Consider the following 16,920-nt stretch of genomic DNA (forward strand, 5'->3'; position numbering starts at 1 on the left):
CGAGTTCTGTTTCTGTCAGCGATTGCTTTTATAGCAGCCGGTATTATTTATTTAATGATGAATTAAATTTAAAAGTGAAAGTGTGAAGGAGATTAAAAAGATGGAAACAACTGTATGCCCTTGGTGTCATACTGAAATTGTATGGGACGAGGAATTTGGACCTGAGGAGAATTGTCCTCACTGTAACAATGAGCTTAGCGGATACCGTACGGTCACTGTTGGGATTGACGGCATCGAAGAAGAAGTAGTAGAGGAAGTCGTAGAGGAACCCAAACAAGAGGTTGTTAATGACGATGATCTTTGGGGAGAGCCTGATAAAGACAGCGTAGTTCCAATCTATAATACGCTTAATCAATTCGGCGATGATTATGACTTGAACAAGTACGAAGAGAGTGTCTCAGCTATTCTGGCCATTCAGGAGGAAGCTCCGGAATGTACTCAATGCCATGAGCTCACTATCCTTGCGGGTAAGCAGCCTGTGAGCAGCTTTGAGCCGTCTGCTCCAGCTACATTAGGTAAGTCGGTATTAACCGCTCCATTCTCACTCAATGTTTACGTATGTCCTTCCTGCTTCCATGTTCAGCACAGTCTGGCGCAGGAAGATCGGATTCAGCTCGTACGCAATTTGAGCAACGCTCAGGCGTAAGAATAAGTATATAAAAAAAGGGGCGGTCCCGTAAGCTAATAGCTGCTGGGGGCGCCCCTTCTTTTTTTTGGACCTTACTTGACCGTTGTCCGTTGTCGAAAGCGTGTGTATATGAAATCACTGTCGGAAGCGCTTATTAACCCGCTAACGGACACAACCGACCTTAATCGCACCATTATCCGATATTTGGAATGCTATCGGACTCTAGTGCAGCTATTGGCCTGAAAAACGCCTATATATGGGCCTCTTTCCAAGGATAGCATCACTGGAGTCCGAAACCTTGCTTTAAAGGCTAAAAACATGTAAATAACGTCAACTGAGTCCGTAAGCTCCATGGGCTGATGGATTTATGATTGAAGCAGGGAAAATAAAAAGCGGGGTTGTCCAAAAAGCAGTGAAGCGGCTGCGAGGGACAGCCCCGTTTTTATTTTCTACAAAAATCAGTTCTGTTTCATCACGTCCAAACTCTTAGAAGGAGAGGGTTTGGCTGATCGGGTGAGTGAGAATAAATCTAACTCAGGCCGATGTTTGCCGGCAATCGTATCCGTTAACAACTCCGCAGCGATCATACTGTACACCGTCCCATTGCCTCCGTAGCCCTCGATGAAGTAACAGTGAGGGAACTTTGGATGTGGGCCGATATATGGAAGTCCATCACGAGTAGAACCGAACACAGCACCCCAGGAGTACTCCAGCTCAATGCCTTTAATTTCTGGAAATAAGGCTTCAAGCTCTTCGAGCAATTTTTGACCTTGAGAAATCACCCGGACCTCACGACGTTCGGGGTCTGTCAGCTGCTCATCCTTACCTCCTGCAATAATCCTGCCTTCAGGGGTTGTCCGAAAATATAAATAAGGGCGGGCTGTCTCCCACAGCAGGCTACGCTCATGCCACTTTGGAAAATCCTTTAGAGGTTTGGTCATCACTGCATACGTGTTGATCAGCTCAGCGCCCCGGTCTTTTTTGAATTCCTGTGTTTCATAACCCATTGCAAAAATAACATCCTTGGCAATAATCCGGCCACTTTCTGTATGGCAAATCACGCCATTCTCAGTAAACTCATAATGTTTCGCTTCGCTCTGTTCAAAGACGCGGACGCCATTCGACGCTGCCTTGGCGATTAGGCTGTGCACCGTTCGATAAGGATTCGCTTCGGCATCCCCACGTGAATAAAGTCCTGCTGGTTTTGAAAAAGAGTACAGAGCTGCAATCTTATCCTCTTCCCAGAATTCAGAATCGAAGCCATTAGCCACGAGATTCTCATATTCTTCCCGCAATGCAGGTACATCCGCAGGAGTGCTGGCATACAAAAGACTGCTGCGAGGAATGATCTGCGGATCGATATCGAGCTTGTCCGGCAGGTCCAGAATGTTCCTTACCCCAGCCTGGCATAACTGATAAAAGAGCAAACCGTTCTTTTGCCCAAAGGTGTTCATACATGAGGTTAACGATTTATCGTTGGAAATCTGCAGGAGTCCAGTGTTAGCATGCGAGCTGCCGCTGCCGACCCGTCTTTTTTCGATCAGAACAGCATCCGCTCCACTTAAGGACAAGCGATAGGCGGCCATTGCCCCACCCATTCCGGCGCCTACAACCAGGCAATCACAATGAATAGTACCTTCTAGAGAGGGGTAAGTTGGAGGGTTCTGTAAAGTGCTTGACCAAGGTGTATTTCCACTATTTAAATTCATGAATTGTTCGCTCCTTCATTCGTGCCGTGATTTAGTATTGGCGGCATTTTATCGTCTCATTCGCGGTATGTTCTTATTTCTGTCATAACTCTCTAGTGCCTTTCGGCAAATAAATCGCGGGCATAGGCGGCATACTAAAGCCTGTATGAATCAACTACAAGGAGGGACTACAACAAATGCAATCAACGCAAATGCAAGCGCTAAGTGGTAAGGAATTGGAATATATCGCTGACTCCATCTCTAATGAGGACTTGCTTCTTAAGCAATGTGCAGCAACAGCTGCGACAACACAGAATCAACAAGTTCGTCAAATTTGTATGCAGCATATGCAAAATCACACCAAACACATGACAGAGCTCACTCAGTTAATCCAACAACATCAACAATACGCGCCAACAAGCCCACAATAATTGCAATATTAATTCTAAGGAGGTTATTTAATGAACGCGCAAAATACTGGGGCATTTATGCCGGATGAGGATTTACTAAACACCATTTTGTGTGATTTGAAGCGGACCGTACGCGAATATGCTACAGCTGCTACAGAATCAGCATGTCCAGCCGTTCGTAGGGTTTTTAACACTATGACCATGGACACTTTGCAACTCCAAGGTGATTTATACACGCATATGTCTCAATTGAATATGTATCCTGCACCTGCAAAAGCATTGCGCCAAGATGTGGACAAGCAGCTTCAAACCGCACAGCAAATGCAACAGCAAACCGGGCAATTTGTTCAACAAAAAACCGGGCAATTTGGCGCATACGCTCAGAATGCTCATATCCCGGCTAACGGACAACATCAGCCTTCTCATTTAATGTAACCATGATGGTTGGCGAATGAAGCAAATCGCTTCATGTGTGTGGAGATAACGCCCGTTTTTACTGGTTAAATCCGGTAGAACGGGCGTTTTTTCTATTTTTTTGTGTATGTTCTATGTAAACTCTGCCTTTCATGGAAGCTCCTATGGGGTTATTTTGTTTGCAGAGATGCACATTTCATGTCATATTAGTATTAAACTCTTTTCGCGGGGCGACGCATTAATAGCGTACCGTCATTGGCGAACTATCCGGAGGGAAGGCATGAAGGAAATGAACGAGCTTAAGAGGAAAGTGCTGGAACTGCTTAAGGAAGACGCGAGAAGATCTACTGCACTCTTAGCAACGCTGCTTGGCGCGGAAGAAGAAGATGTGAAGACTGCGATTGAGCAGTTGGAGAAAGATCATGTCATTGTAAAATATGCCGCCGTTGTAAACTGGGATAAAGTGGACGATGAGAAGGTAACCGCACTGATTGAGGTGCAGATTACGCCTGAACGAGGGCGTGGTTTTGAAGGGATTGCCGAGCGAATCTACCTGTATCCACAGGTCAAATCAGTTTATCTGATGTCTGGTGCTTATGATCTTCTGGTGGAAGTGGAAGGCCGGAATTTACGTGAAGTGGCCAATTTTGTATCTGAGAAGCTGTCTCCAATTGATTCAGTACTTTCAACCAAAACGAATTTTACCCTTAAAAAATACAAACAGGACGGGATCATCTTCGAAGAGCATGAGGAAGACAACCGTCTGATGATCTCTCCATAAAGGAAGTAATCATATGATCACGAATAAATCGCAGCTAACTGGAGAAGACAGCAAATCAATGGATTCTTATTTGGCCCCGTTGGTACAGCAAATTCAACCTTCGGGTATCCGCAAGTTTTTTGATCTGGCTGCAGGCAGTAAGGATATCATCTCTTTGGGAGTTGGAGAGCCTGACTTCAAGACCCCCTGGCATGTCAGAGAGGCTTGTGTCTATTCGCTGGAAAGAGGATTTACAGGGTATACATCCAATGCAGGGATGCCTGAACTGCGGGAAGGGATCGCGAATTACTTGCACAGCCGTTTTGCTGTGGAATATGATCCTGCCAATCAAATTATAGCAACCGTTGGCGGAAGCGAGGCCATCGATTTGGCACTACGTGCGCTGATTTCACCGGGGGATGAAATTCTGATTCCTGAGCCTTGTTATATCTCTTATTCGCCGATCACCGCGATTGGTGGAGGAATACCTGTAGGTATTGAAACGGTTGGTGAGAATAACTTTAAACTTACTGCGGAAAGCTTGGAAGCCAAAATCACTCCGCGCTCCAAGGTTCTGATTTTGTGTTACCCTAGTAACCCTACGGGAAGTGTAATGACCCGAGAAGATTGGGAGCCGATTGCTAAGGTAGTAGAGAAACATGATCTTATAGTGATTTCAGATGAGATTTATGCAGAATTGTCTTATGGCATTAATCACGTCAGCTTTGCCTCTTTACCAGGCATGATAGACCGTACGATTCTGGTTAGCGGCTTCTCCAAAGCTTTTGCAATGACCGGATGGCGGATGGGGTATGCTTGTGGTCACCCGGATCTTATCGCTGCAATGCTTAAGATTCATCAGTATACTGTGATGTGTGCTCCTTCTATGGGACAGGTGGCTGCACTTGAAGCGCTGACCAATGGGATGGAAGAGAAGGACCGGATGGTGGATTCCTATAACCAACGGCGGAGGTTGATCGTCAAGGGCCTACGCGATGCAGGGCTGGAGTGCCATGAGCCGCAGGGCGCCTTCTACGCTTTTCCAAGCGTGCGCAAGACAGGGCTGACTTCTGATCAATTTGCTCAACGGCTTTTGCTTGAATACAAGGTTGCAGCTGTGCCTGGAAGTGTCTTTGGATTAGGTGGAGAAGGTTACTTACGCTGTTCTTACGCCACATCAGTATCCCAACTGAACGAAGCGGTAGAACGCATTGGTGCTTTTGTCACAAAGCTTACACGTGAGAGAACGGATTAGTGAAAATTGAACTATAGCCGATCATACAATCCTATGGTATTATTTTACTTTGAGAGTAATTAGCCCCTATAATAGAACTTACAAGGATCCATTTACTCTGGAACTAAGCGTTGCTTTGAAGTTGCTTTATTTAACTTTTATGCTCTTTTGCAGCACGCGCTCAATAATACTTTTGGGAGGGATGATTGTGCTTAGCGCCGATTATTACTTACCTTCCTATGGTGGGAAATGTTTCTCTGGAAATGGGAAAATACCCCCCAAGGGTGATGCTTCTGCTCGCATACTCTCTCTGGAAGATGAAATTAGAATACTCCGCAGCAAGATGGAGCAGCTTTTCCTGCAGGAAAAATCATTCACTTCGGATAATGTGATTGAAATTAGCAGTTTATTGGACCTCAAAATAAATGAGTACATGAAGGGGCGTCCAGCTGGAAAATAGTGCTGCTGAATGCTCTTGAGAGGACCCTAGGGTCCTCTTTTTGTTGTGCACTCTTACTAATGATGGTGTTTTTGTGTATACTCTTAATTTGCTATCTTTATTGCCTTCCTTATAGCAGAAAGCTTAAACTATCAGTATATGTTTTTTAAGAATGGATAGGAGGCTTAAACCATGGCGATTTATACACGTACGGGTGATGCAGGTCAGACCTCAGTGATTGGCGGCCGGGTCGGCAAGGATGATGTCCGCGTCGAGGCCTACGGAACGATCGATGAGCTGAATTGTTTTGTAGGGCAAGCACGAAGCCTGATGGAAAGTGATAATTTCGACGATGTCCGCGAGCAATTGCTCGAAATACAGCATGAGCTGTTTGATTGCGGCACGGATTTAGCATTTGTTAGACTTGCTGATGGTGGTCAATATATGGTGACAAGTGAGATGGCTCAGCGGCTGGAAGGCTGGATAGATACTCTACAAGAGGAGAATCCGCCACTTGAGAAATTTATCCTGCCAGGAGGTAGTCAGCTGGCTTCGGTTCTACATGTATGCCGCACGGTTTGCCGTCGTGCAGAACGCCGGGCGGTTACCTTAGGGCGAACTGCGGACATTAACCCAGAAGCGGTGATTTATCTTAATCGATTGTCGGATTATTTTTTTGCTTTGGCTAGAACGGCTAATACACGGTCAGGGATTACTGATGTAGAATACATCCGCAGTAAAAAGGTGTTCCGAGACTAATATGACAAGCTATTATTCACCCATTACTTATATCATACCGCCTGAAGAGGATGACTTCCTGCTGAAGACCATCCTGCACAAACGGATGGATGTCTCACGCAAGCTGCTCTCTCGCCTGAAGCAGACGGAGCAAGGCATTACATTAAACGGTGAACGTGTATACATTAGTGTGCATGTAAAGGCAGGAGATACCGTGCAGATTCGCATGGAAACGGAGACTTCGGATGATATTTTGCCGCAGCCGATTCCATTTGAGATTTTATTTGAAGATGAACATCTGCTAGTGGTTAACAAGGCAGCGGGAATTATAGTTCATCCCACACATGGACATTACACCGACACGCTTGCCAATGGTGTGGTTTATTATTGGGCACAGAAGAATGAACGCTTCCGTTTCCGGCCTGTTCACCGTCTGGATCAGGAGACCTCCGGTGTGTTAGTGATCGCCAAAAATCCTTACAGCCATCAGCATATTTCCGAGCAGATGATCGCCGGTACTGTGGATAAGCGTTACGCTGCATTTGTTCACGGGGTTCCTGCGGAGTTATCCGGCGATATCGACGGCCCTATCGATCGTGATCCTGAGGAGCCACATCGGCGTATCGTGACACCGGATGGATATCCTTCCCTAACCCGATATGAGGTTAAGCAGGTGTATTCAGCTGGCTCTAGAGTTGAACTAAAGCTGGAGAGTGGGCGTACGCATCAAATTCGGGTCCATATGACCTCAATCGGCTGTCCGCTGATTGGGGACAGCATGTACCGTCATGAGCTGTACAATCTACCAGAATTGACTTCAACTCAAAGCGAGCAATTAGAGACCGTTGCAGCACTCGATGCTTCCATACCGCGTCAGGCACTGCACGCAGTCCGTCTGACGTTCAAGCACCCGGTGCTTCTGCAAGAAATGATTTTCGAGGCCCCGTTGCCACCTGATATGGCAGACTTGGAGAAAATATTGGAGCAAGGTCCGACAGCGGATTTGTGATAAAATTATAATTCAGGCGATGGAGTGGCGAAGGGGAAGCTTGGAACTGTAGGAGCGATAGCGACCGCCCTTGTCTGCGGATTTCAACCTCGTTTAACGGTGAAATTGAAGAAATCTGTAGACAACAGCGGCCAGAAATCCAAACATTCCCCGTAGTTACGATATTATTAGCCGATTATTAAAGGAGCACAGCATGAGCAAATTAAAAGTATATCAATATCCCAAATGCAGCACCTGCCGCAGCGCAGTGAAATGGTTGCAGGGACAAGGTCATGAGCTGGAGCTTCAGCACATCGCAGAGCAGCCACCTACGGTGGACGAGCTGCGTGAGCTGCTCGCGAACAGCGGCCTTGAGCTGAAGAAGTTTTTTAATACAAGCGGTGAAGTATATAAATCATTAGGTCTGAAGGACAAGCTGCCCCAGCTTACGGAACAGGAGAAGTTAGAACTGCTCTCAAGCCACGGGATGTTGATCAAACGTCCGATTGTCACCGATGGAGTTAAAGTTACGGTGGGATTCAAAGAAGACCAATATGCCGATACTTGGGCTAATGTTTAATATCAATACAACGATCAAGGGAGAGGTTTATAAGTGAGAACAGATACAACGGGCCGGGTAATGCTTGTAGATGGAATGGCTCTGCTGTTCCGGGCCTTTTATGCGACCTCTTATGGAGGATATATTCGCAAGACAAAAGAAGGTTTACCGACGAATGCGGTATATGGATTTTTGCAGTATTTTTTTGATGCAGTAAGTACGTTTGAGCCTTCTCATGTCGTATGCTGCTGGGATATGGGTAAAGGAACGTTCCGTACCGAGAAATATGATGGATACAAATCCAACCGGATCGAAGCTCCGCTGGAATTAATTCCGCAATTTGATCTAGTAAAAGAAGTAGTGGCTGAGCTAGGTGTGCCAAACATCGGTCTTGCCGGCTATGAAGCAGATGATTGCATTGGAACGCTAGCATCCTGTTACAGCGATAATTCTGAGGTTTACATTCTGACGGGTGACCATGATATGCTGCAGCTTATTGATGAGAATGTTAAGGTCGTCATTATGAAAAAAGGACGCTCCAACTATAAAGTTTATGACCTTGCAGAATTGCTTGAGGATAAAGGTCTAACCCCTAGACAGGTTATTGACCTGAAGGGCTTTATGGGCGATACAAGTGATAATTACCCTGGTGTAAAAGGGATTGGTGAGAAAACCGCGCTGAAGCTGTTAACGGAATACGGTACAGTTGAAGGTGTAATTGAGAATCTTCACTTGCTCCCTAAAGGTGTACGGTCCAAAATTGAAGCCGACCTTGATATGCTGCATCTATCAAGAGAGCTGGCTGAAATCCGTTGTGATGTGCCTGTGGTCTGTGAACTGGCGGAAGCTTTATGGCAATTACAACGGGAAACAGCCGCGCGTAAATTTCAAGAACTGGAATTTGGCAGCCTGATGCATTTGATCGCTGAGGTGCAGGACGAACGGGGAATTGTACAGATTGAGTTAGGTGATCTGGGTTAAGGAGAGTGGTTCTCTTCTGATGAAAAGGTGAATAAACATAATGGCAGATCAAGGTTACTTTCCTTGATCTGCTTTTTTTGTTGTCGAATTCATGTGGAAATTTATCAATATATGTCTTTTTTTGACTTAATTACAAATTAAGGTTTCTAATCATGGATATTGGTTTAATGAAATTTCAAAGGAAATACATAGGGATTATTTTCCATAGTAGGTGATGATGAGATGAAGATACTTTTGGTCACGCACAAGTTCCAGAAGATAGTAGGTAATTATTGCAGGCGGACCATAGACGTAGTGAACGAGTCTGAATTAGTCCTTGGAGGTATTTTGGAGTTTTTGCAAAACATCAATCCTTCTATAGACAGCATATTAATAACAGATGATGCATTATCTCTGAGGATGGAACAGAACAGGAGTGATTTAAATAACCTAATCAATTGGCTCTTATATAATCAAAAGTCAAATGTAAAGATTTTAATCCTCACCAGGCACATAAGGAAAGATAAAGAATGGGAGAATCTCAGCTATAGATATCCGAATCTCCAAATTAAGAATTACGAATACATACGCATTACACCAGTATTATTTCAGGAAGCTCTTGAGCATTTATACGATACCAAACCTCAATTGAAACAACATTCCAGACTTCACGACGATAAGAGCAATCAAAAGAGTATAGACAGAAAAGGGTCGTTTCTGGATCGCTTTAAACCGAAACTGAAAGCCCCAACTGAATTACAGGCTACAGATACCCTTACTAGGGAGCTTGATAAGATTAGCCGAGGGATTAGTCGTATTGTAGCGATAACCGGCCATAGTGGATGCGGAATTACTAGCACAACTATCAATGTTGCAAGTGAAGCGAGTAAACGGGGTCTGAATGTAATAATCGTGGATATGGACATCGAATATCGAAGTACGAATATGTATTTTAGCAGCTTTCATGAACGAACCAAGCGGGATGAAGATATAAATGCATCTCTCATCCGAACGTTAGCAAGACCTCAGGATTGTTTGACTACGGCTTTTCATTTGAAAGAAAATCTATGGCTGGCTGGACTGGGTTACAGCTTTTCCGACCCCAAGTTAATCGAGCAATTTTACACCAGCTCTAAACTTGTCGGTCTGTTGTCCTTACTCCGAAACAAATTTAATTTGATCCTATTGGATCTACCACTGAACTTATTAGACAGATTTCGAGAAGCATTAATCCATATCGACAGCTTTGGCCTCTGTATTCCCAATAATCTATATGCTGTTTTAAGCACTCTGAGGAATGTGGAAGAGACACTGAATAAGGAAAATACGGCCTATTTGAATGCTAAATCAAAAGTAATTGTCACCAAATATAATGACCGTTCCAGATTTCAAGGTGAAATTTTCGTACCAGATAAGGTAAGTGCAATTGCTACATCCGGTCTTTTAGAAAGCTTTACATACGGAATGAAAGTGGCAGGTCATGTCTCTTATGACACGGACTTTGATACTCAGATTGAAACCGATGTGCCGCTTGTATATTCAAACAAAGACCATGAGCGGGCATATGGAAATATACTTCTTAGATTACTGGAGGGGAGTAGTTAATGGATTTAAGCGGGCTTAAAAACGCGACACCCAATAAGCAAATGTTCAAGCGGATTGCAGCATTGCTCTTTAGTCTATTGATCATCGTGGTTTCATATATGTTCATTACGAAAGCCAGCAAAGATGCCAGCGATGTGGTAGAGGTGTTGCGGGTGAAGCAGAGTGATGGTATTCCGGCTTACGTAGTCATTACGGAACCTATGATTGAGAAATACAATATTATCAAAAAAGAATACACGGAGGACATGGTGTTGTCTGAAGATATAGATTCGGTGAAGGATAAACTGTCCGCATATTATCTTCGAGAAAACAGCGTGCTCTACAAAGATCAGTTACTGGATGAAAAACCGCAAAAAAATGAATGGCTGTATCAAGTGAATGAGGAAAATGAGGTCTTGACGCTTCCTTATAATTTTCTGGAGGTTGGTGGAGATATTCTAATGCCAGGAGACCGTGTTCGTATCCGTGTGTCCTATGAGGTAGAGGAGAAGGATACCGCGGGTGGCAATCCAAACGCTATTTATTCCGAGTCCACCAATACGATCAAAAAAACTGAAGTATTGTTTGAAAGCATTGTTGTGAAGGATATGCTCAACGCAAGTAGTCATTCCATCTACGAAGTATATAAAGAAGTGCAGAAACTGGATGAGGATAAGAAACAAAATGTTATGAAGAGTAAGGATTTCTTAAAGAACATTCAACCTAAAGCATTACTTCTCGAGGGGACGAGTGCACAAATTAACAACTATGCCAAATACAAAGGACTTAATGGAAATTCATTTCTGATTACCATACTGAGCAGAAAAAGTAGTGATGTCATCATTGACCAATTGCCCACTTTGGAGAAAGAGGTGGAATCGTGGATCGGAAAAGAGGATTAGGAATCGACAGCATTTTTCAGAAAATATCATCTAAGGATCTCGTCGGTGCCGAACTTCAAGAGAATAATCTGATTTATAGTGTAGTAGGTTTTATACCTGCTTGTGATGGTGTAGATAATGCCATGCTCATAAGCAACTTAGGATATTTGTTATCTCAAAAGGGTCTAAATACTTGTGTGGTTGACCTTAAGGTGTTTTATCCAAACTTATATCAATTTCTAGATGTCCCTGCACATAAGAAGGGGCAAGGATTAATTAAGGTGTTGAAAAGCGACAAGGTAGATTTCCGAGATGAATTACAGCGGACCAAATACGAGAAGCTGTTCCTGTTATCAGCTAGTCCACAGGATCTAATGGAGGAGTATTTTGATTTTGAGTTTGGAAATTTAGAGCGTGTAATTACTACACTTAAGCAGATGTTTGATATCGTGCTGATCGACATTCCCAACAACCCTCCATTGGAATTTTGTCTGGGTGCCATGAAGTATTGTCACATAGGATTCTTTACGGCAACAGAGAGGATGGAAGCTACAATAAATATGGTGAAGCTGCTGGACTATGCTAAATCGGTGGGGATAAGTACGGCTAAGTTCACCAGTGTGGTGATGATGAATATTCAGCATGTTGAATTTGATTATAAGGTTATGAAGGATATGGGTTTTAACATAGTTTCTGTACTGCCACTTGTGAAGGATGCCGTAGTTCGTGCACATGAGGGCAGGCTGTACATAAAAGATAACCCCCTAATCAATAAATATTTCAAAAAAGAGATCCAAAAACTGGCCGATCGGTTGGCGGATCAGTAAAGGGGAGAGCGATTTGCTGACACGTGCGAAAATTAGCGATATGCAGCAAAAAGTACTGCATCAGGTAGGGCCGAAGGAGAACATGGAGGATCTGGCTAGTAAATATACGACCATAAGCTTTGATGAGGCTTTGGAGTTATGCCAAAAATATATTACGAAAATAACGACACATGCCTATAGGCGAGAAAGCGACCCTGCTCGAAAACGTGAAATGACGAAGGCTTACATAAATGAATTTGTAGATGCACAGAAACCTTCTGTCGAGGGATTTTATGACCTAGCAGAGTTGAAAAACGCACTCACCAATGAAATCACTCACTATGGTCCTATTACCAAGGCTATGGAGGACCCTGGTATAGATGAAATCAGAGCCAACGGACCTGATCAAATCTTTGTGGAAAGCGGCGGAAGAAGCCTGCAGTGGGATCAACATTTTACAGATCGTGATCATATGGAACGGATTATCGCCAAGCTTATAGGTATCTCCAAGGTTCGGCTGATTCCAAAGATACCCATGGTAAATGCCAGAACGATTGAGGGGTATCGTGTGAATGCCACTCATGCTGAGATCTCACCGTATGACCAACCAGCGTTTGTGATCCGAAAGTTCAGCAAGAAGAGTATTGTTCCGAAAATGCTTATTGAGAATAAATCCTTCTCCTCAAACATGTATAAATTATTGTCTTTGATCCCGAAATCAGACTTATCCTGGATTACAGTGGGACCGACAGGAAGCGGAAAGACAACGCTAAATGAAATTCTTGTGAAGGAGATCAATCCTCTATCAAGGATCATTACCATTGAAAATCCTTCGGAGATGAGATTGATTCAAAGAGAAGATAACAGCGAACACGGTAGAGTGCTGAATGATGTGTTGCAATACGAGTCGGTCCCTGATGATGATGACTCAAGCCCAGCGACTATGGAAAATTTGCTTATTAATGCGATGAGACAATCACCTCACTGGATTGGACCAGGGGAGCTTCGAACACCCGGTGAATTCGCCACAGCGCTCCGAGCAGCACAGACGGGACACTATTTCTTTTCCACACTTCATGCAGAGGGGGATAAGGAAGCGATCTTCAGATTTCTAACGGCCTATCTAATGGCCTCTAATGAGCCAGCGGAACTTGCTCTACGAAATATCTGCAGTGCTGTAAAATTTGTAATCTTTCAAGAGAAACTGGCAGATGGTACGCGTAAAGTGACTTCAATTTCAGAGATTTTGGGCTCAGATGGCTTGAATCCACTGATTAATCAAATCTATAGATTTGATTGTGATGATGTTATTGAAGAGATGATTGAAGGCAAGAAGATGATCAAAATTGTTGGCAGACATTTACGTGTAGGAAAGATCTCGGAGAATATACAGCAGCTAATGCTCAAGGCCGGAATTAAGAGAAGCAGGTTTGAGTTCTTTACCAAGGATCCGTTGGAGGGCGAAACAGAGGTGTACGAATTCGATGAATACAACTTTAATCATTAGTCTACTTCTTGGTACGGCTGCATTTGTACTATTTAACGCCATCTTTGAGGTCAAGTTTTTTCAAGGGTCTGTAAGATATGTTCTCGACGTTATGGATACCCTCGCAGAGTACCTTGGCAAGTATAACACAAAGCGTTATGTCGACCGGATCAAGAAGGAACGAATTGTCAGGCAGAAGGAAAATATTTATGCGAAATACAATCGAATGGTAGAGGGTCTAATTTTAGATTTTAATATGCCTTTTACACTGGAGAGTTTCACCTCAATGCTTTGCATTTGTTTTGCTATTATAGCTCTGCTAGTGGTTCTGCTTATGAATAGCATTACGCTTTCGCTTGTGATCACGATTTCAATCTTTGTAGGCTTGTTTACTTTTTTCGTGATGCAGTCTAGAGCCATCCAAGTAGAACGGCTGGAAAATATAATGGATGCCGAAGATGTAATTTGTCCGTTAGCCCGTGAAGGTGTACTAGTAGCCATTAAAAAGGTGATGGAGAGCGATGAATATATCAGTCCTAACCTTAGGCCCTATTTCCAGCAGTTTATAGATAATTGTGATAACAACGGCTATTCCTTTAAGCAAGCTATTACGCTGTTAAATAGACAGCTTGGTCCTAAATTTGATAATTTCACAAAAAAAGCAGTGGTTTTCGAATATAACGAAAGAAAAGGTATGGCAGACATTTTCCTCGATATTGTAGATGAAAATGCCGTGCTGCGCGAGATTAACTCTAAAAAGGAACGGATTTTTAGAAAGATGAATCGAGATTTTATGTTTAAAACCGGAATCATTGTGCTTTTTTTCTTGTACGCATTAACTGTAAAGGATTTTAGAGAATTTATGCTTGTAAGTAATGTTGGGAAATTGATCAACACGATATTGATTAGTGTCATTTGTTTAAGCTTTGCACGCAGCCAGGTACTCCAAGGGAACGTCGGCATGGGTGGTGAGCGCAAATGATATTCCTAGTTAAGCTGATAGCCATGCTCTCCATCCTTTATTTGATCAAGATAATGTTATACCCCTTCTTTAAACCTGTGAGCAGAAAACAAAAAAAACGTGCACGTCAATATATCAAGCAGCGTAAAAATGCGGCGTTAAAAGAGAAGTTCAACCAATATAAACGAAGAATTGCAATGAAATATGTTAAAGGGTTATTGGGAAGTGCTGAAAGGTTAAGATTCAAGAAAATCATTGACCGACTTGATCTACAAAAGACTCCAGAGGAAATACGGACCGAGCAATACATGTACTCGCTAAGTGCTATTGTGATTATGTTGTTGCTATGGAAGGTGAACATCCTGCTTGGCTGTATCTCTGCCATCTTCATCATGCTGGGCTGGCTCTATCCGGTGGTCGAGTTGGAGAAGATTATCGATAAGAAGAACAAAAATATATCCCTGGATTTCCCAGCCTTTTATAGTATGGTCTATTACCAGTATATAAAGTCGGTCAACATACATTTCTCGGATGTGCTTAAGGATTACATTCCCAGTGCAAATCCTGATATAGCCGAGGAGCTTGGTGTGATGCTGGATAATATTGATTACGGAGAAGAATTCGCTTTTAAGCAGCTGAAGAAACGGATTCCAATGCATTATGTGATCAAGTTCTGCGACATTATGGAGACTAGGCTTAAAGGATACGATAATGTGTCTCAGATGGCATATCTCAAGAATGAATTAGATGGCTTCAGAATCAGGGCTTTGGAAGAAGAACTGGAGAGCAGGCAGCGCAGCAGTGCAAGAATCCAATTTCTACTGATTATAGTGTTGGCCATTTATATCGTTATGTACTATTTATTTACCATTCTGAGTTCGATGAAGATGTTTCAATAAGCCAATTTTATTTATAGGGGGATACACGAATGAAGACAGATCTAAAGGAATTGCTAGTGGAGGAAAAAGGGGAAGTAGGCATCAAGCAAATCGCGATTACGGTCGGCGTTATTATATTAATTGGTGTGGTAGTCACTTATTTAAAGGGCGGAGTACTGGCAGGATGGGTTGATGATATCTGGACATTTTTATTCGATGATTTGATCAAAAAGATGGTTAGCTAATTTGGGGTGAAAATACAATGCAAGGGATAGCAAAGGCAGTATTACTTACCATACTGACTTCGGTTACGATTCTGCTGTTTGTGAATTTGGCTTTCTTTTTCCCATGGTATTTAACGCTAGTCACAGAGACGTATAGTGTTTCGCAGATTGTAGCTGGTGATAACTACTTGAAGGAATCGTATTATGAGGATGCTATGGAGAGATTACAGGAGCGCCCTATTTACCGAGATAAAGCCGATGATATTGTCATTACGGTCACTAATGCAGATCATGATAATGCGATTGGTAATGATGATGAAACCTCATATTACGATGAAGGGAACGAATGGAATAAACCTTATCGGCAAAGAGGCGAACCACTTACGGTTGAGATTAAAGCTGTGTATCCTTTCTCTATCACTTTATGGGGAAAGAAGCTGGAGCGTGAAATTCCGGTCCACTTCTCCATGTCAACGACAGGCCTGAAACATTATAAGGATCTGGACTACTATATAGATTGATAGGATGACTTTTGGTGAAAAATATTGCAGTAGGAGTATTGTTGATTATTCTAGTGTCAATTGTTGTGGAGCCTTTGGTGGAGATGGGCATTGTATTTAGAGAGAAGGTAGTGCTGAGCACTGCGATCTCAAATGCTTGCCGGGCAGCTAAGGATCGGAGTTTGGAGTATGAACTGCTACGTGGACTGGATGCGGTGATTAACGAGGAGAGGTTCAAAGAATACTTTTCAGATGCGTTCGAAAGCGCTCTAAATGTATCGGAACAGACCGATGATGGCAACGTGCTTACATTTACATCCAATGATGATAGATACAATGATTTTACGGTAAGTTTAGATTTTTCTAACATGGAGAATGCCCAAACCAGTCAAAGAGTATCAGAAGTTAATGTGAAAGCACAGGCAACATACAAATTTAAAACCAGATACTTAAAGCTCGCTGAAGAAGCAGACAAAGAAGTAGATTATCAGTTAATTAGCGAGAGGAAATATATTCTCTCCGTTAAGAATTGATGAAAGGAATAATCGGAATGGATTATATAATGGTTACTTTTCAAACGGATACAGCTCTAAGAATGGACCTAAAAGTTCCGGTGTTTGTGACTATAGAAGAACTGTTAGACATGTTAATGGAGTCCTTGAGCTTAAAGGAGAGAAGCGGGGCCAAGCTTCAGGCTGAGCCATTAGGCAGAATATTAAGTAATAGTAAAACCTTGGATCAAGAAGGTGTAGCCCAAGGCGCACTGCTCACACTTATCTGAG

The 16,920-nt window shown here is 43.0% G+C and carries 21 protein-coding genes; 20 read left to right on the plus strand and 1 reads right to left on the minus strand.

All coding sequences use genetic code 11. From position 1 onward, the window contains the following. The first annotated feature begins 100 nt into the window (after positions 1-100). A complete protein-coding gene (locus MHI25_RS08490; protein ID WP_076301359.1) occupies positions 101-646 on the plus strand; it encodes a hypothetical protein in 546 nt (181 codons plus the stop codon). A gap of 440 nt (positions 647-1,086) precedes the next feature. On the opposite strand, the gene MHI25_RS08495 is transcribed toward MHI25_RS08490, so the two are convergent. Continuing rightward, positions 1,087-2,337, minus strand: coding sequence for an FAD-dependent oxidoreductase (locus tag MHI25_RS08495; protein ID WP_339172547.1), 1,251 nt, complete (start codon positions 2,335-2,337; stop codon positions 1,087-1,089). 176 nt (positions 2,338-2,513) lie between these two features. Here MHI25_RS08495 and MHI25_RS08500 point away from each other — a divergent pair, with 176 nt between their 5' ends. The 19 genes from MHI25_RS08500 to MHI25_RS08590 all read left to right on the plus strand — a co-directional run bounded on the left by MHI25_RS08500 (position 2,514) and on the right by MHI25_RS08590 (position 16,919). Continuing rightward, positions 2,514-2,747, plus strand: a complete 234-nt coding sequence (locus tag MHI25_RS08500) for a spore coat protein (protein ID WP_036683535.1) — start codon at positions 2,514-2,516, stop codon at positions 2,745-2,747. 30 nt (positions 2,748-2,777) lie between these two features. Further along, entirely contained in the window at positions 2,778-3,161 is a 384-nt protein-coding gene (locus MHI25_RS08505) for a spore coat protein (RefSeq protein ID WP_076126401.1), read from the plus strand. Between the two features lie 259 nt (positions 3,162-3,420). Next, entirely contained in the window at positions 3,421-3,921 is a 501-nt protein-coding gene (locus tag MHI25_RS08510; RefSeq protein WP_036683529.1) for an Lrp/AsnC family transcriptional regulator, read from the plus strand. 13 nt (positions 3,922-3,934) lie between these two features. Next, positions 3,935-5,155, plus strand: a complete 1,221-nt coding sequence (locus MHI25_RS08515; protein ID WP_036683526.1) for an aminotransferase class I/II-fold pyridoxal phosphate-dependent enzyme — start codon at positions 3,935-3,937, stop codon at positions 5,153-5,155. A gap of 250 nt (positions 5,156-5,405) precedes the next feature. Beyond that, on the plus strand, positions 5,406-5,594 hold the full coding sequence (locus MHI25_RS08520) for an aspartyl-phosphate phosphatase Spo0E family protein (protein ID WP_232061510.1): 189 nt from the start codon (positions 5,406-5,408) through the stop codon (positions 5,592-5,594). 171 nt (positions 5,595-5,765) lie between these two features. After that, complete coding sequence (locus MHI25_RS08525; RefSeq protein WP_076126402.1) at positions 5,766-6,332, plus strand: cob(I)yrinic acid a,c-diamide adenosyltransferase; 567 nt, start codon at positions 5,766-5,768, stop codon at positions 6,330-6,332. A 1-nt stretch (position 6,333) separates the two neighbouring features. Continuing rightward, on the plus strand, positions 6,334-7,320 hold the full coding sequence (locus MHI25_RS08530) for an RluA family pseudouridine synthase (protein ID WP_076206337.1): 987 nt from the start codon (positions 6,334-6,336) through the stop codon (positions 7,318-7,320). 193 nt (positions 7,321-7,513) lie between these two features. Further along, positions 7,514-7,879: an arsenate reductase family protein gene (locus MHI25_RS08535; RefSeq protein WP_076126405.1), complete on the plus strand. Its 366-nt coding sequence runs from the start codon at positions 7,514-7,516 to the stop codon at positions 7,877-7,879. A gap of 60 nt (positions 7,880-7,939) precedes the next feature. Then, positions 7,940-8,839, plus strand: a complete 900-nt coding sequence (locus MHI25_RS08540) for a 5'-3' exonuclease H3TH domain-containing protein (RefSeq protein WP_076126491.1) — start codon at positions 7,940-7,942, stop codon at positions 8,837-8,839. Between the two features lie 294 nt (positions 8,840-9,133). Continuing rightward, on the plus strand, positions 9,134-10,423 hold the full coding sequence (locus tag MHI25_RS08545) for an AAA family ATPase (protein WP_340395250.1): 1,290 nt from the start codon (positions 9,134-9,136) through the stop codon (positions 10,421-10,423). Beyond that, the gene (locus MHI25_RS08550; protein ID WP_076281084.1) at positions 10,423-11,304 is read left to right on the plus strand and encodes a hypothetical protein; all 882 of its coding nucleotides are present in this window, start codon (positions 10,423-10,425) and stop codon (positions 11,302-11,304) included. The genes MHI25_RS08545 and MHI25_RS08550 overlap by 1 nt, the downstream gene beginning before the upstream one ends. Next, the gene (locus MHI25_RS08555; protein ID WP_076301354.1) at positions 11,283-12,110 is read left to right on the plus strand and encodes a hypothetical protein; all 828 of its coding nucleotides are present in this window, start codon (positions 11,283-11,285) and stop codon (positions 12,108-12,110) included. Before MHI25_RS08550 ends, MHI25_RS08555 begins: the two co-directional genes overlap by 22 nt. 13 nt (positions 12,111-12,123) lie before the next feature. Beyond that, positions 12,124-13,596 (plus strand): ATPase, T2SS/T4P/T4SS family, encoded by a 1,473-nt coding sequence (locus MHI25_RS08560; protein WP_339172564.1) that lies wholly within the window; start codon positions 12,124-12,126, stop codon positions 13,594-13,596. Then, a complete protein-coding gene (locus MHI25_RS08565) occupies positions 13,574-14,557 on the plus strand; it encodes a hypothetical protein (RefSeq protein ID WP_340395251.1) in 984 nt (327 codons plus the stop codon). The genes MHI25_RS08560 and MHI25_RS08565 overlap by 23 nt, the downstream gene beginning before the upstream one ends. 77 nt (positions 14,558-14,634) lie before the next feature. Next, on the plus strand, positions 14,635-15,435 hold the full coding sequence (locus MHI25_RS08570; protein ID WP_340395252.1) for a hypothetical protein: 801 nt from the start codon (positions 14,635-14,637) through the stop codon (positions 15,433-15,435). Positions 15,436-15,464: 29 nt separating this feature from the next. Then, positions 15,465-15,659, plus strand: coding sequence for a hypothetical protein (locus MHI25_RS08575; protein WP_076281079.1), 195 nt, complete (start codon positions 15,465-15,467; stop codon positions 15,657-15,659). A gap of 17 nt (positions 15,660-15,676) precedes the next feature. Then, the gene (locus MHI25_RS08580) at positions 15,677-16,159 is read left to right on the plus strand and encodes a hypothetical protein (RefSeq protein ID WP_076103998.1); all 483 of its coding nucleotides are present in this window, start codon (positions 15,677-15,679) and stop codon (positions 16,157-16,159) included. 14 nt (positions 16,160-16,173) lie between these two features. Further along, entirely contained in the window at positions 16,174-16,671 is a 498-nt protein-coding gene (locus MHI25_RS08585) for a hypothetical protein (RefSeq protein WP_076281078.1), read from the plus strand. Positions 16,672-16,688: 17 nt separating this feature from the next. After that, a complete protein-coding gene (locus MHI25_RS08590) occupies positions 16,689-16,919 on the plus strand; it encodes an EsaB/YukD family protein (RefSeq protein WP_175623546.1) in 231 nt (76 codons plus the stop codon). Position 16,920: the final 1 nt, after the last annotated feature.

Source organism: Paenibacillus sp. FSL E2-0177, assembly GCF_037992975.1.
Classification (GTDB): Bacteria; Bacillota; Bacilli; order Paenibacillales; family Paenibacillaceae; genus Paenibacillus_AQ; species Paenibacillus_AQ odorifer.

Bases quoted from the DNA above. Each gene is read 5' to 3' on its own strand.
- MHI25_RS08490 (WP_076301359.1), top strand. From the start codon at position 101: ATGGAAACAACTGTATGCCCTTGGTGTCATACTGAAATTGTATGGGAC.
- MHI25_RS08495 (WP_339172547.1), bottom strand. From the start codon at position 2,337: ATGAATTTAAATAGTGGAAATACACCTTGGTCAAGCACTTTACAGAAC.
- MHI25_RS08500 (WP_036683535.1), top strand. From the start codon at position 2,514: ATGCAATCAACGCAAATGCAAGCGCTAAGTGGTAAGGAATTGGAATAT.
- MHI25_RS08505 (WP_076126401.1), top strand. From the start codon at position 2,778: ATGAACGCGCAAAATACTGGGGCATTTATGCCGGATGAGGATTTACTA.
- MHI25_RS08510 (WP_036683529.1), top strand. From the start codon at position 3,421: ATGAAGGAAATGAACGAGCTTAAGAGGAAAGTGCTGGAACTGCTTAAG.
- MHI25_RS08515 (WP_036683526.1), top strand. From the start codon at position 3,935: ATGATCACGAATAAATCGCAGCTAACTGGAGAAGACAGCAAATCAATG.
- MHI25_RS08525 (WP_076126402.1), top strand. From the start codon at position 5,766: ATGGCGATTTATACACGTACGGGTGATGCAGGTCAGACCTCAGTGATT.
- MHI25_RS08530 (WP_076206337.1), top strand. From the start codon at position 6,334: ATGACAAGCTATTATTCACCCATTACTTATATCATACCGCCTGAAGAG.
- MHI25_RS08535 (WP_076126405.1), top strand. From the start codon at position 7,514: ATGAGCAAATTAAAAGTATATCAATATCCCAAATGCAGCACCTGCCGC.
- MHI25_RS08540 (WP_076126491.1), top strand. From the start codon at position 7,940: ATGCTTGTAGATGGAATGGCTCTGCTGTTCCGGGCCTTTTATGCGACC.
- MHI25_RS08550 (WP_076281084.1), top strand. From the start codon at position 10,423: ATGGATTTAAGCGGGCTTAAAAACGCGACACCCAATAAGCAAATGTTC.
- MHI25_RS08565 (WP_340395251.1), top strand. From the start codon at position 13,574: ATGAATACAACTTTAATCATTAGTCTACTTCTTGGTACGGCTGCATTT.
- MHI25_RS08575 (WP_076281079.1), top strand. From the start codon at position 15,465: ATGAAGACAGATCTAAAGGAATTGCTAGTGGAGGAAAAAGGGGAAGTA.
- MHI25_RS08580 (WP_076103998.1), top strand. From the start codon at position 15,677: ATGCAAGGGATAGCAAAGGCAGTATTACTTACCATACTGACTTCGGTT.
- MHI25_RS08590 (WP_175623546.1), top strand. From the start codon at position 16,689: ATGGATTATATAATGGTTACTTTTCAAACGGATACAGCTCTAAGAATG.